This window comes from Scandinavium hiltneri (assembly GCF_024764835.1).
Lineage (GTDB): Bacteria > Pseudomonadota > Gammaproteobacteria > Enterobacterales > Enterobacteriaceae > Scandinavium > Scandinavium hiltneri.
On sequence record NZ_JALIGE010000070.1, the window covers coordinates 249,453 to 261,928 of the forward strand.

The 12,476-nt window shown below is 52.2% G+C and carries 14 protein-coding genes and 3 tRNA genes; 9 read left to right on the forward strand and 8 right to left on the reverse strand.

Features of this window, described 5'->3' with window-relative positions; genetic code table 11:
* Positions 1-7: 7 nt before the first annotated feature.
* The gene (gene rimI, locus MUU47_RS07005; RefSeq protein WP_159771390.1) at positions 8-454 is read right to left on the reverse strand and encodes a ribosomal protein S18-alanine N-acetyltransferase; all 447 of its coding nucleotides are present in this window, start codon (positions 452-454) and stop codon (positions 8-10) included.
* Positions 423-836 (reverse strand): DNA polymerase III subunit psi, encoded by a 414-nt coding sequence (locus MUU47_RS07010; protein ID WP_110510672.1) that lies wholly within the window; start codon positions 834-836, stop codon positions 423-425. Before MUU47_RS07010 ends, rimI begins: the two co-directional genes overlap by 32 nt.
* Positions 837-974: 138 nt before the next feature.
* Here MUU47_RS07010 and rsmC point away from each other — a divergent pair, with 138 nt between their 5' ends.
* From rsmC to MUU47_RS07030, 4 genes are all read left to right on the forward strand, one after another.
* Complete coding sequence (gene rsmC, locus MUU47_RS07015) at positions 975-2,003, forward strand: 16S rRNA (guanine(1207)-N(2))-methyltransferase RsmC (RefSeq protein ID WP_258987459.1); 1,029 nt, start codon at positions 975-977, stop codon at positions 2,001-2,003.
* A 180-nt stretch (positions 2,004-2,183) separates the two neighbouring features.
* Positions 2,184-2,270, forward strand: a tRNA-Leu gene (locus MUU47_RS07020).
* 29 nt (positions 2,271-2,299) lie between these two features.
* Positions 2,300-2,386: transfer RNA gene (locus MUU47_RS07025), tRNA-Leu, on the forward strand.
* Positions 2,387-2,415: 29 nt separating this feature from the next.
* Positions 2,416-2,502, forward strand: a tRNA-Leu gene (locus MUU47_RS07030).
* Positions 2,503-2,540: 38 nt separating this feature from the next.
* Here MUU47_RS07030 and MUU47_RS07035 read toward each other — a convergent pair.
* A complete protein-coding gene (locus tag MUU47_RS07035) occupies positions 2,541-2,819 on the reverse strand; it encodes a DUF1435 domain-containing protein (RefSeq protein ID WP_258987460.1) in 279 nt (92 codons plus the stop codon).
* Positions 2,820-3,032: 213 nt separating this feature from the next.
* On the opposite strand from MUU47_RS07035, the gene MUU47_RS07040 reads away from it, so the two are divergent.
* Positions 3,033-4,097, forward strand: a complete 1,065-nt coding sequence (locus MUU47_RS07040; RefSeq protein WP_258987461.1) for a GGDEF domain-containing protein — start codon at positions 3,033-3,035, stop codon at positions 4,095-4,097.
* A gap of 94 nt (positions 4,098-4,191) precedes the next feature.
* Positions 4,192-4,980, forward strand: a complete 789-nt coding sequence (gene fhuF / locus MUU47_RS07045; RefSeq protein WP_258987462.1) for a siderophore-iron reductase FhuF — start codon at positions 4,192-4,194, stop codon at positions 4,978-4,980.
* Positions 4,981-5,051: 71 nt separating this feature from the next.
* Here the strand turns inward: fhuF and MUU47_RS07050 are convergent, their stop codons facing one another.
* The gene (locus MUU47_RS07050) at positions 5,052-6,395 is read right to left on the reverse strand and encodes a PTS sugar transporter subunit IIC (protein WP_258987464.1); all 1,344 of its coding nucleotides are present in this window, start codon (positions 6,393-6,395) and stop codon (positions 5,052-5,054) included.
* 341 nt (positions 6,396-6,736) lie between these two features.
* Between MUU47_RS07050 and MUU47_RS07055 the strand changes: the two genes are divergently transcribed.
* A complete protein-coding gene (locus MUU47_RS07055; protein WP_258987466.1) occupies positions 6,737-7,195 on the forward strand; it encodes a YbaK/EbsC family protein in 459 nt (152 codons plus the stop codon).
* Positions 7,196-7,214: 19 nt separating this feature from the next.
* On the opposite strand, the gene bglJ is transcribed toward MUU47_RS07055, so the two are convergent.
* From bglJ to pobA, 4 genes are all read right to left on the reverse strand, one after another.
* Positions 7,215-7,880: a DNA-binding transcriptional activator BglJ gene (gene bglJ / locus MUU47_RS07060; RefSeq protein WP_258987468.1), complete on the reverse strand. Its 666-nt coding sequence runs from the start codon at positions 7,878-7,880 to the stop codon at positions 7,215-7,217.
* A complete protein-coding gene (locus MUU47_RS07065) occupies positions 7,829-8,563 on the reverse strand; it encodes a helix-turn-helix transcriptional regulator (protein WP_258987469.1) in 735 nt (244 codons plus the stop codon). The genes bglJ and MUU47_RS07065 overlap by 52 nt, the downstream gene beginning before the upstream one ends.
* A 255-nt stretch (positions 8,564-8,818) precedes the next feature.
* Positions 8,819-9,688, reverse strand: coding sequence for a helix-turn-helix domain-containing protein (locus tag MUU47_RS07070; RefSeq protein ID WP_258987470.1), 870 nt, complete (start codon positions 9,686-9,688; stop codon positions 8,819-8,821).
* A 23-nt stretch (positions 9,689-9,711) separates the two neighbouring features.
* Positions 9,712-10,896: a 4-hydroxybenzoate 3-monooxygenase gene (gene pobA / locus MUU47_RS07075; protein ID WP_258987472.1), complete on the reverse strand. Its 1,185-nt coding sequence runs from the start codon at positions 10,894-10,896 to the stop codon at positions 9,712-9,714.
* 275 nt (positions 10,897-11,171) lie between these two features.
* On the opposite strand from pobA, the gene MUU47_RS07080 reads away from it, so the two are divergent.
* Together MUU47_RS07080 and MUU47_RS07085 are read left to right on the forward strand one after the other, a co-directional pair.
* Positions 11,172-11,948, forward strand: coding sequence for a threonine/serine exporter family protein (locus MUU47_RS07080; protein ID WP_258987473.1), 777 nt, complete (start codon positions 11,172-11,174; stop codon positions 11,946-11,948).
* Positions 11,939-12,412 (forward strand): threonine/serine exporter, encoded by a 474-nt coding sequence (locus MUU47_RS07085; RefSeq protein ID WP_258987474.1) that lies wholly within the window; start codon positions 11,939-11,941, stop codon positions 12,410-12,412. Before MUU47_RS07080 ends, MUU47_RS07085 begins: the two co-directional genes overlap by 10 nt.
* The last annotated feature ends 64 nt before the right edge of the window (positions 12,413-12,476 follow it).

Genomic DNA, 12,476 nt, shown 5'->3' on the forward strand with positions numbered 1-12,476 from the left:
CCTTGTCTTACATACTGATTGGCAGTGCCATTATGATTGCGTCTTCACGCCCTTCCGCGGTCGGATAGTAGTTGCGTCGAATCGTCGCCTCGTTGAAGCCCAGGCTTTCATACAGTGCGATGGCGGCCACGTTCGAGGCGCGAACTTCCAGCCACAGCGTGACCACGCCGCGTTTTTCTACTTCGTCGATAACCTGTTCGAGCAATTCGCGCCCTAGCCCTCGGCGCTGATACGCCGGATCAACGGCGATATTAAACAGCGTGGCTTCGTCGAGCACGATTTGGGTAATGGCGAAGGCCGCCATTTCGCCGTCTACCGTCAGCTGCAGGTTGAGATAACGCTCGCCCTGATTGCTGGCGAGGGTCTGCTCGCTCCACGGGAAAGCGTGAGCACGCTGCTCAATCAGCAGGGCGCGGGGTAAATCAGTCTGGCTTAGGGAAGAAATCGTGTTCATGGGCGCAAATTTGTTGCCAGAGTTCGGCGCGGGCCGTCGCGCTGGACTGCAATTGTTCGAATGTCGGGCTGATGACCTGCGCACCTTCCAGCGCGACCGGTTCACTTTCGCCAAGACGCCAGCTGTTACAGCGACCACCCTCAGGCAGCATTGCGACGCGTTCCGGCGTCAGCTGTAATACCTGATCCGGCGTTACGGCCAGCGCACGGAGGATATCGTTCACCAGCGGTTCGGTCAGCGGCGGCAGCGTTTGCGCCACCATCACCAGACGAATATGGTCAGGTAGAGAGATAGCGATTTCGCCCTGTAAAACCGCAGGACGACGCAAAGACCACTGGGTAATGCCCAGTTGCTGTAGTTGCCAGTCTCGTCGGGATGTCATCGCGGGTTTCTCCTGTCTGTCAGGCGCGGAAATATAGCAAATTCGTCGAACTTGCGCCAATAAAGCAAGGAGGCTCACGCGCAGAGAAGGCAGATAGTGTGTATAATCGCGGCCGTCGTTTATAGAGGATTACGCGTTATGTCTGCATTGACCCCGGCAAGTGAAGTCTTGCTGCGCCACAGTGATGATTTCGAACAAAGCCGCATTATGTTTGCCGGTGATCTGCAGGATGACCTGCCCGCTCGTCTGGATACCGCGTTTAGCCGCGCCCATACGCAACAGTATCACCACTGGCAAAACCTGAGTCGCGAGATGGGTGAGAACGTACGCTTTAGCCTGACGGCAGAAGCGGCGGACGTTGCCGATTGCGATACGCTGATTTACTACTGGCCTAAAAATAAGCCAGAAGCGCTGTATCAGCTGACCAACATTTTATCGCTGATGCCGATTGGCACCGATATTTTTGTGGTCGGTGAGAACCGCAGCGGCGTGCGCAGCGCTGAGCAGATGCTTGCTGAATTCGCCCCGCTGAATAAAGTCGACAGCGCGCGTCGCTGCGGCCTGTATCACGGTCGTCTGGAAAAACAGCCGTCGTTCAACGCCGAAGACAATTGGGCTGAGTACCCGCTTGACGGTCTGACCGTCAAAACCCTGCCCGGCGTGTTCAGCCGCGATGGCCTGGATACCGGCAGTAAGCTGCTGCTCTCCACCCTGACGCCACACACCAAAGGTAAAGTGCTGGACGTAGGCTGCGGCGCGGGCGTGTTATCCACCGTGCTGGCAAGCCATTCGCCGAAAGTACGCCTGACCCTTTGCGACGTCAGCGCTGCGGCGGTCGAAGCAAGCCGTGCAACGCTTGCCGCTAACGGCCTCGAAGGTGAAGTGCTGGCAAGTAACGTCTTCTCTGACGTGACCGGCCGTTTCGATATGATTATCTCCAACCCGCCGTTCCACGACGGGCTGCAGACCAGCCTTGAAGCTGCTCAGCAGCTGATCCGCGGCGCGGTACGTCATCTGAATAGCGGTGGTGAATTGCGCATTGTGGCCAACGCCTTCCTGGCCTATCCAAAAATTCTGGACGAAACCTTCGGCTTCCACGAAGTGATCGCGCAGACAGGCCGGTTTAAAGTCTATCGCACGGTGTTGACTCGCCAGGCGAAGAAGTAATTGCTTATCCCGCCCGCAGGCTTTGACTTGTGGGCGCTCCCACCGCACTCCCCTTTCTGTCGAAAAGCGCCCATTTTTATAGCGATCGGAAAATTCTGCTGCAATTAACTGTTGACGAAAATCCGAAAACCACTAGAATGCGCCTCCGTGGTAAAGATTCTTTTTAAGAGTCGATGGTATGCGACGGTGGCGGAATTGGTAGACGCGCTAGCTTCAGGTGTTAGTGTCCTAACGGACGTGGGGGTTCAAGTCCCCCCCCTCGCACCATATACCACGTAAGATATTGCTCGCACTGGGCGAAGGTGGCGGAATTGGTAGACGCGCTAGCTTCAGGTGTTAGTGTTCGTAAGGACGTGGGGGTTCAAGTCCCCCCCCTCGCACCAACGAGACAATATCAAGATAAGACGACTGTGCGAAGGTGGCGGAATTGGTAGACGCGCTAGCTTCAGGTGTTAGTGTTCGTAAGGACGTGGGGGTTCAAGTCCCCCCCCTCGCACCAGCTTCTTATCTCTCTTTACTCTCTCCCTGATTTTCTCATTATCCCATCAGTTTCAAATTCATCATCACCAACATCATCCCGCTTATCAACGCAAATGCCGATGGCAACAACACAAAATGCCGCAGCTGACGATGCCAGATCATCACACAAGAAAGCAGTAAACCCAGCGCTATCAGACTTCGCCAGGTATCGATTGACAGACCGGCAAAGCCCAACCCGGCTAAAAGCACGCCAGGAATCAACACTCCCCACCCACTGCCTAACGCCCGCTGCAACATGGTTTTGACTCTCGAAACAATAATAATAACCAATATCATATGATAATTTTTATCATTTGCAAGATCGTGCTGAAAACCGTCGCGCTCTTTACTTTCACGCAGGTGACAGTGTTGCTTTAAGGTGATAAATTGTGCGGATTATACGAATTGATTAGTGTTACTGATATTTTCGCGCGAAACGTTCCCGTGTGAAATGTGTCATTCCTGATGCTTAGTGTTTCTGCAATCACACAATAAAAACGATTTCCTGACATGACATCACAATCCTGGCGTTCGCTGCGCGTTAAAAAATATCAATTTTCATTACGACTTTTTTTATTTCTTAATTTAGCTTCATCACTTTTTTCTATGCTTAGCCCGGTGTATTCCATTTCGGCGATCACCCTTCCGCTGGTACTGATAACCGTTATCAGCGCGGGTTTGCTGCTGGGTCATTGGGCCTGGGCCGAGAAAAAAATTAATATTCCCGCCATCTCCATTTTGTTTGGCTGCCTGTGGGCCTGGCATATCGCCATTAAATTACCCTTACTGGATAACGCTAATTTTAACTATCTGGTGATCGCTTTATTAAGTGTGCTGTTTGTTGGTGCAATTGCTTTTTCTAATAATATCATCGCCTTTACGTTTCATTCTTTGCCCGTGCTTATCACCTGCCTCGTTCTTGGCGAAGGCGATCAGTGGCTGCGCATGGTGTACTGCTTTGCCCTGCCGGTTATTGGCATTTCCATTCAGAGCGTGATTCAACGACGCAACGATAACTTTGCCCAGGGGCTGATGTACAAGCTGCTGGAAGAGCGTCAGACCCTGAACGACCTGAGCATGCTCGACCCACTGACCGGGCTTTATAACCGTCGTGGTCTGCAAAACCGCCTTGAAACACTGATGTCGCTGGATGCCAGCGGGCATTACGTCTTGTTGCTGGATATCGACTATTTCAAAGCCTACAACGACCATTATGGGCACATGATGGGCGATCAGGCGCTGATCCAGGTGTCGGCCGCGATACGCAATGTCGTGCGCTCTCGAGACATTGTGACCCGATACGGCGGCGAAGAGTTTATGGTGTTACTGACATCCACCACGGCGGATACGGCCCTGGAAACGGCAGAACGTATTCGCCAGCGCGTGTACGACCTGAAAATCCCGCACATGTTTAACCACAGCGTCGCGACCAATGTGACGGTCAGTATTGGGCTTGCGCCGCTACTCGGCGAAGATATCGACGGTGCGCTGGCGCTGGCTGACAAAGCGCTGTACGAAGCCAAACATCTGGGGCGTAATAACATTCTGACCAGCGAAGCGCTGCAGGGTGCATGAAGTGCAGTAGATGCATAAAAAGGGTTGCGATTGTTTATGTCTATAGCTAGGATTGGCAATCATTATCATTTAGATTTGTATCCAAACTACACTCATGGCCTACCGTTCTGCACCGATCACTGACGATATTATCTGGCGCACCCCGCTCTTTGAGCGTGAACAAGGGCTTGCGGCATCGTTGCAGAATAAATTTACTGAACACCGCCCTCATCTGTTGGATTTCATTCGCCTTGACGAACCTCATCCACATCAGGCGATGACGCTGGCGAAGTGGAGCAGTTACAGCGAGCTAACCACGCTGTGCGCGCTGTATTCCGATCATATCTATCGCAATAATCCCACTCAGGCGCGGGAAAACAAACCGTTGTTGTCTCTGTGGGCGCAGTGGTATATCGGGCTACAGGCGCCACCACTGATGCTGGCGCTGCTGACTGAAAAACGGGCTCTGAGTCTTTCTCCGCAATATTTTCACGTTGAATTTCACGAAACGGGCCGGGCCGCCAAATTTTGGGTCGATGTGCAAGAAGACCCTTATCTGACACTACAGTCTTCGCTGATTCGCATGGAAAACCTGGTAACGCAGACGCTGGTGCCAGTTATCGAAGCTCTGGAAGCGACCGGGGAGATCAACGGGAAACTCATCTGGAGCAATACTGGCTATCTCATTAACTGGTATCTGGGTGAAATGAAAACGCTGCTCGGCGATGAACAGGTCAACAGCCTGCGTCAGCATCTCTTCTTTGAAAAACAGTTCTCCGATGGGCGGGATAATCCACTGTGGCGCACCGTGGTGATGCGTGATGGTCTGCTGGTGCGTCGCACCTGCTGTCAGCGCTACCGTCTGCCAGACGTCCAACAGTGCGGCGACTGCACGCTGAAATAATCACTTCTCTGAATACGAAAAGACCCGGTAACGCAACGCGACCGGGTCTTTTGTTTTGCCTTAACTAAACCTTACGCAGCCTGTTCAGCTTCTCCCGCTGAGCGCTGCGCTTCTTCGGCTTCCTGTTCCAGCAGCTGCTTCTCGTACACTTTGAAGAACGGGAAGTAGATGATGGCAGACACGCAGGCCAGTAGTACGACCAGGATCACGGCGCGGAAATCCCAACCTAACGCCCATGCGGCACCGATAGGGGCTGGCGCGGTCCATGGAACAACGGAAATCACGCGACCAATCAGATCCAGCTTCATTGCGGCCCAGGCCAGCGTGGCGTTAACCATTGGTGCCAACAGGAACGGAATGAAGAACACAGGGTTCATCACGATTGGCGTACCGAAGATGACCGGTTCGTTGATGTTAAAGATGCTCGGTACCACGCCCAGACGACCAATCGAACGCAGGTGTGCGGACTTACTACGCAGGTAGCAGAACACAAGCCCCATCGTCGCCCCAGAACCGCCGATAACGATAAAGAAGGTCCAGAATGCTTCCATAAAGATGTGCGGCAGTGGTGCACTTTGCGCCAGCGCCGTCTGATTCACACCGAGGTTAGTCAGCCAGAACATCTGCAGCATGCCGGACACGATAGCCGCACCGTGAATGCCAGCAAACCACAGCAGGTGACCGATCAGGACCGCCAGCAGAATGGCAGGCAGGGAATCCGCAGCGGATACCAACGGCTTAAAGATAGACATGATCGCCTGAGGGATCAGCATATCGAACTGGCTCTGGATGAACAGGCTCAGCGGATACAGCGTCAGCACGACGACCAGCACCGGGATAAGCAGATCAAATGAGTTTTTGATCATCGGTGGCACCTGATCTGGCAGGCGAATACCGATGTTGTGAGCCTTGAGGAAGCGCATCATTTCTACGCAGTACACCGCAACAAGGATGGCGGTGAAAATCCCCGTACCTCCCAGGCTGTGAACCGGCAGCGTGCCGTCAGTCTTCGGCGCAGCAACCAGCAGGAACGCCATGATCGACAGCATCGAAGCCATGAAGGGATCAAGCTGGAAACTCTTTTCGTAGTGTCTGCCCAGGTTGTAGGCAATCGCCGCACAGATATATATGGACATAATGCCCATGGTCATATCGAACGGGGTCAAAATGCGGCCTTCAAACTGCTTCGCCATGTCCAGCCACGCGCGGGCAAAGCCCCAGGTGGTGTCAGGCGAGAAAGGAGGATAAGCAAACACCAGCAGGAACGAGCCGACAATCATAAATGGCATCGCAGAGATGAAGCCATCACGGATTGCCATCACATGGCGCTGGGACGAGATACGCCCGGCGACAGGACTGATATAGTTTTCTACAAATCGGAAAATCAAATTAAACGCAGCATGGTTAGCAGACATAGCAGCTCTCCTGACGAACGATAGACGTAAGCACAGCGACGGTTAGTGTGCCGTGATGTGCAATCTCGAACTGTGAGTTCACTACCACGCCGGGGGGTTGGCCCGATCTACAGCAGATAAAGATAGATTTCATACACGGCTCTTATTTTTTTAGCGATACAGAGGAAGTTACGCATTCAGTATTAATCGGCATGACACACTTCTGCAACCGGTTACTGTAACCGGTTGCAGTGAATGTGAAGGGGATCGAGAAATCAATGAAATACTGGGAATACTCATCCTCTTATTTACAGCCTCAATTGCTTGTGACAGATTAATTTCGTTTATATCAGGAGAGAACTATGAGTTTGCAAACCGTGCGGCAATTTTTCGCTGACCGCGCCCCCGATATCGAAATTATAGAACTGAATCAGAGTACTGCGACCGTGGCACTTGCCGCAGCGGCCCACAACGTGGCACCAGGTCAGATTGCGAAGACGCTGTCATTGAAAGTCAAAGATGAAGTCATTTTGGTTGTGGCGAAAGGCGATGCGCGCCTGGACAACAAAAAGCTTAAATCGGCATTTGGTGCCAAAGCCCGGATGCTCAGCTGCGATGAAGTCGTCACCTGGACCGGACACCCCGTTGGTGGCGTCTGCCCTTTTGGTCTGGAAAATCCACTGACCGTTTACTGCGACGTTTCCCTGAAAGCTTTTGACGAAGTATTACCTGCCGCTGGCGCAACGCACAGCGCGGTACGTATCTCTCCTGAACGTCTGGCAGAACTTACCGATGCCACCTGGATCGACGTCTGTTTGTAAACTCAGTCAACAAACCGTCTCACCAGTTCACATTCAGCACCTGTAACGGCAGATAACGCAAGATATCTGCCGCACAGAGCAATCCCGTATAGTTCTTCACCCCGAGCTTATTCATCGCATTGAATTTATGCGTGCGAATAGTTTTTGGATTCCGCGCCATCTGAACGGCAATCTCCGGAATGGAAAAGCCCTTTCCCATATAATAAAGAATCGCGCGTTCCGTCGGGCTTAATCCTACCGAACCTGAAATAGTATTGAGCGTCTTACTGGCCGAATGCAGCGACTCTTTCTGGGCTATTAAGCCGTTAATTTGCATCAGAAGCTTTTCAACTGAAGAGGTTTTGCACCATACCGCATGTACTGGGACAGGTAACAGGTGGTGAATTAATGTCGCCTGTCCTTCATCCTCTGCGAGCAGGACCCGAAGTGCATCAGGCTGCATACAAGCAAGTTCGGAAAAAAAGCGGATACTTTGTTGGCGTGAGTCACGCGTCCCCGCGACAGAGTAAATCACCATGTCATAGAAGTGCTGCTCTGTCTGCGCAAACCATTCCTGACTGTCTTTATAGACCTGCAATTCGTAAAACGAACCCGCACAACAAGAAAAGAGCCCGCGCAGCCCTGCTTCCGTCATTACACAGTTTTCAACGACAGCGACGTGTTTATTTGCGGTGCGCTTTTCCATGGCATTGGCTCTCCCCATACGGGAAGGAGATTCAACTCCTTCATCCCCTGTTCGCTGTTGAGCCAGGCATATAACTCTGCGTTACCGCGCAACGACAAGCGACGCATGGCGCTATTTTTCTGCGCGCTAATGGTCCTGTTGCTTTTTCTGAGCAGCATAGCTATCTGATTGACACCCCAGCCTTTAGCAAGCAATCGTAAGGCCTGACGCTCTGCGAGAGATAATGAGGTTTTTAATCCCTGAGGAGAGAGTGCGGGCGTGGCTTCAAGCGACATCAAAGACGTACTGATGCGATTCGCCTGGGAACCCTGATCGCGAATGGCTGCAATAAGTTCAGGAATAGATTCTACATCAGAAAGTAAGATACTTTCCGGGCGCAACAAATATTCAACTGCGAGCGCATAATGGGCTTGATTCAGCATAAAGACCCAACGACATTCTCTATACTGCGTCATTAATGAATAATACTTTTCGCAGAGCGATTTAACCTGAAAACGATCGCCCGACAGATCACATACAATCAAACTCGTTCGCAGCAGTTGCATTGTCGTGAATTCATCGACGTGATGATGGCAACTGACCTCATATTCGGGAAAGTTGTCTTTCATGATCGACACAAGACCGGCTTGAATGATGGGGACATTGCTGATCATTACGCCACATCTATTAAATACCGTGAGCATAACACCTCCCTTTTATGTTCCTGAATTATTTACATAATTGATTAAAACCATCCAATCATTCATGATTGAAATTATTCTAAGGACGCTTCCATTGACTCGGACTATAATTTAATTTGTTGTAACGTTAAATAAAGGCAGTAACGGACGAAATAACCCTTCAACATTAGCATATTAAGAATAAATACTCCATCGACTAACATCCAGAGTGAAATCTCCAAATAATATTCATCAAGAAAATAATTATATGCTTTAAGCTTATTTCATTTTTTCCCTGAATATTTTAGGCGGCATCCCTGCATAGCGCCGAAAAAAGCGAGAGAAATAGGTGGCATCGCTAAAACCTAAGTAATCAGAGAGTTGTATAATCGACATGCTGGTGTATTGCAGACTCCGCTTCGCTTCAAGCATTAGCCTTTGATGTAACACATTCAGCGCACTACAGTTATGAAATTCATGGCACAAATAATTCAAATGTGTGACGGATAAACCCACCGCCTGTGCGTAATCGGACATAGGAAGGTGTTCCCGATAATGGCTTTCAATATGACGGGCAAACTGTTGCATCACCGCGCGTCGGCGTTCCGCCCGGCCTTCTGCAGGCAGCGCTCCCTGACACTGGCGATTGAGCCACACCAGCAGCGCGCTGAGCATCGCGTGCAGCATTAATTCGCGGGCGTCGTTATCCTGCTGATATTCTTCCAGCAACGTCGAAAACAGTGTGCGAATGTGCGACCGGGAGTGCGTTACACTGACGCAATGTGGCTGATTCAGGACCCCAAGCTGGCGGCCAAACTGAGCGTCGAATTGGCTGAGCAGCGGTAACGATAAGGACAAAACGTAGCCCTGCGTACCGGGCGAAAAACGAAAACCGTGCACGCACAGCGAAGGCACCACCTGAATGCTGGCTTCCTTTACGACTTTCCTTTCTCCTTCGATTTCAATTTCGGCCTGCCCTTTGTGCAGATACAGAAGCTGCACCATTTCCGCATGCTGATGCACGCGGATGTGCCATTCATAAAGGCTGCTTCGCTGATGGATAGATTCGCAATGCAGAAGCTCCGGCGTCGGCCAACCAAGTTGTTCACCATACAGCTTAAAAACGGGGATCGTGCTCTGTTGCGTCATACACACTCCTGCGGCAGGCGTAATTAACGGACCGTTTCGTAAGGCAGGCCCACATAGTTTTCCGCTATCGTCGTCAGCCCGGCCCGTGATCCTAAATAATAGCGGCGATCGGCTTCCTGCATTTTTCGATCGAATGGACTTTTATCTTGGAAATCATGCAGTAAATGGGTCATAAACCAGCTGAAACGTTCACCTTTCCATACTCTATTGAGGGCAAACGAGGAGTAGCTGGCGAGCAAATCTTCGCGCCCGTGATGGTAGAACTGGCAGAGAATTCGCCATAAATAGTTCACGTCAGAGGCCGCAAGATTCAACCCTTTTGCGCCGGTGGGCGGCACGATATGCGCCGCGTCGCCGACCAAAAACAGTCGGCCAAACTGCATCGGCTCGACAACATAGCTGCGCAGTGGCGCAATGCTCTTCTCAAGTGAGTGACCCGTCACTAACTTATTAGCCAGCTCGGATGGCAAGCGGCATTTCAGCTCCTCCCAGAAGCGCTCATCGCTCCAGGCGTCAACGCTCTCGCTAAGTGGCACCTGCAAATAGTAGCGACTCCTGGTTAGTGAGCGCTGACTACATAATACAAACCCGCGTTCATGATGGGCGTAGATAAGCTCCGGATTCACCGGAGGCGTGTCGGATAACAACCCCAGCCAGCCAAATGGCCACTCGCTTTCATATTCACGCAGCACCGATTTCGGGATACTTTGACGCGACACGCCGTGAAAGCCATCGCAGCCCGCAATGAAATCGCAGTCAATCCGACAGGCTTCGCCCTGTTTTTCAAAGGTGACAAAAGGCTTGTCCGTTTTCATATCGTGCAGCTCAACGTGACTCACGCCGTACACAATCGGTGCGCCGCTGCTGGCACGGGCTTCCATTAAGTCACGCGTCACGTCGGTCTGGCCGTACACCATTACACTTTTACCCTCCGTGAGCTCACTCAACGGCACCGGGATCCGCACACCGTCAAACAGAAACTCCACGCCATGATGTACCAGGCCCTCCGCATCCATGCGCTGCGAAACGCCCGCCTGGCGCAGCAAATCTACGGTACCGCTTTCCAGGATCCCTGCCCGGATACGACCCAACACGTATTCCGGGGTCTGACGTTCGAGGATAACCGTGGCAATCCCGGCATTGTGTAACAGCTGTCCAAGCAACAGCCCTGATGGGCCCGCCCCGATAATCGCGACCTGCGTTTTCATGAGTTCCGCTCCAGAATGGTTAATTATTTGTTTATTTTTTGTATCTATAAAGTGTCTTATTGCATTTTTGATAAGCTGGAGCGGAAAAAGAAGGGCTTAAATCAGGCAAAACGTGCACTTTTCAACGATCTTGTGAAATTGTGGAGCAGTTCAAAAAACAGACGCTTACCGGAGCTCATATTCACAATGTTTGATCTCGCCGGGCCTTGCTTCATGCGGCATTCAGGTAAAACCTGGTTTCAGAACCTGAGAATAGCCAACCAAGAACGGTCGTTATGGAAGCAGATTGCGCAGAGCAACGAAAAGTCACCCGGTTATGTATTCAGTGCGCCTTGCTGCTGCTGCAACACGGGGCAGAGAGCGCGCTGGTTGAGGAGCTCTCAACCCGGCTAGGGATAGCACTGGGCATGGACGGCGTGGAAAGCGCCATCTCCTCGAACGCTATTGTATTGACCACGATTCTGGACGGGAAATGCCTGACCTCGACCCGCAAAAACAACGATCGCGGCATCAACATGCACGTGGTGACTGAGGTCCAGCACATCGTGATCATGGCCGAGCACAAGCTGTTGGATGCCAAAGATGTCGATAAGCGTTTTGCGCAGATAAAACCACTGCGCTATCCGCGCTGGCTGGTTGTCACTATGGTTGGCCTCTCCTGCGCCTGTTTCTGCAAACTCAATAACGGCGGTTGGGACGGAGCCTTTATCACCCTCTGCGCCAGCACGCTGGCCATGTATATTCGCCAGATGCTGACCCATCGCTCGATGCACCCACAAATAAACTTCTGCATCACCGCGTTTGTCGCCACCACCATTTCGGGGCTGATGCTGCGTCTGCCCGCGTTCGAGCAAACGTCTACAGTGGCGATGGCCGCCAGCGTGCTGCTGTTAGTGCCAGGCTTCCCACTCATCAACGCCGTCGCCGATATGTTCAAAGGTCACATTAATACCGGGTTGGCTCGTTGGGCTATCGCCAGCCTGCTGACGCTCGCCACGTGTATCGGGGTCGTGATGGCGATGACGCTGTGGGGGCTGCGCGGATGGGTATAATCGATTTTTTGCAGGCGTTGTTGCAAGACATGCTGCTGTCCGCCATTCCCGCCGTGGGTTTTGCGATGGTGTTCAACGTGCCGCACCGCGCGCTGGCCTGGTGTGCCCTACTGGGTGCTATCGGGCACAGTTCGCGGATGGTCATCATGCTGGCAGGGATGAACATCGAATGGGCGACGTTTATCGCCTCAATGCTGGTTGGCAGCATTGGGATCCAATGGTCGCGCTGGTATCTGGCGCACCCTAAAATTTTCACCGTCGCTGCGGTCATTCCCATGTTTCCGGGGATCTCCGCCTATACCGCGATGATCTCCGCGGTGAAAATCAGCCACGTCGGCTACAGCAATGACCTGATGATGCTGTTGCTGGAAAACTTCCTCAAAGCCACGTCGATAGTCGGTGCACTGTCGGTGGGATTATCGATCCCCGGTCTGTGGCTGTACCGTAAACGCCCGCGCGTCTGACCTGGCTGCCCGTACGTCGCCTGGGGAATCTCCTCCCGCGGGCTGGTCTGTGCTACTATCAGCC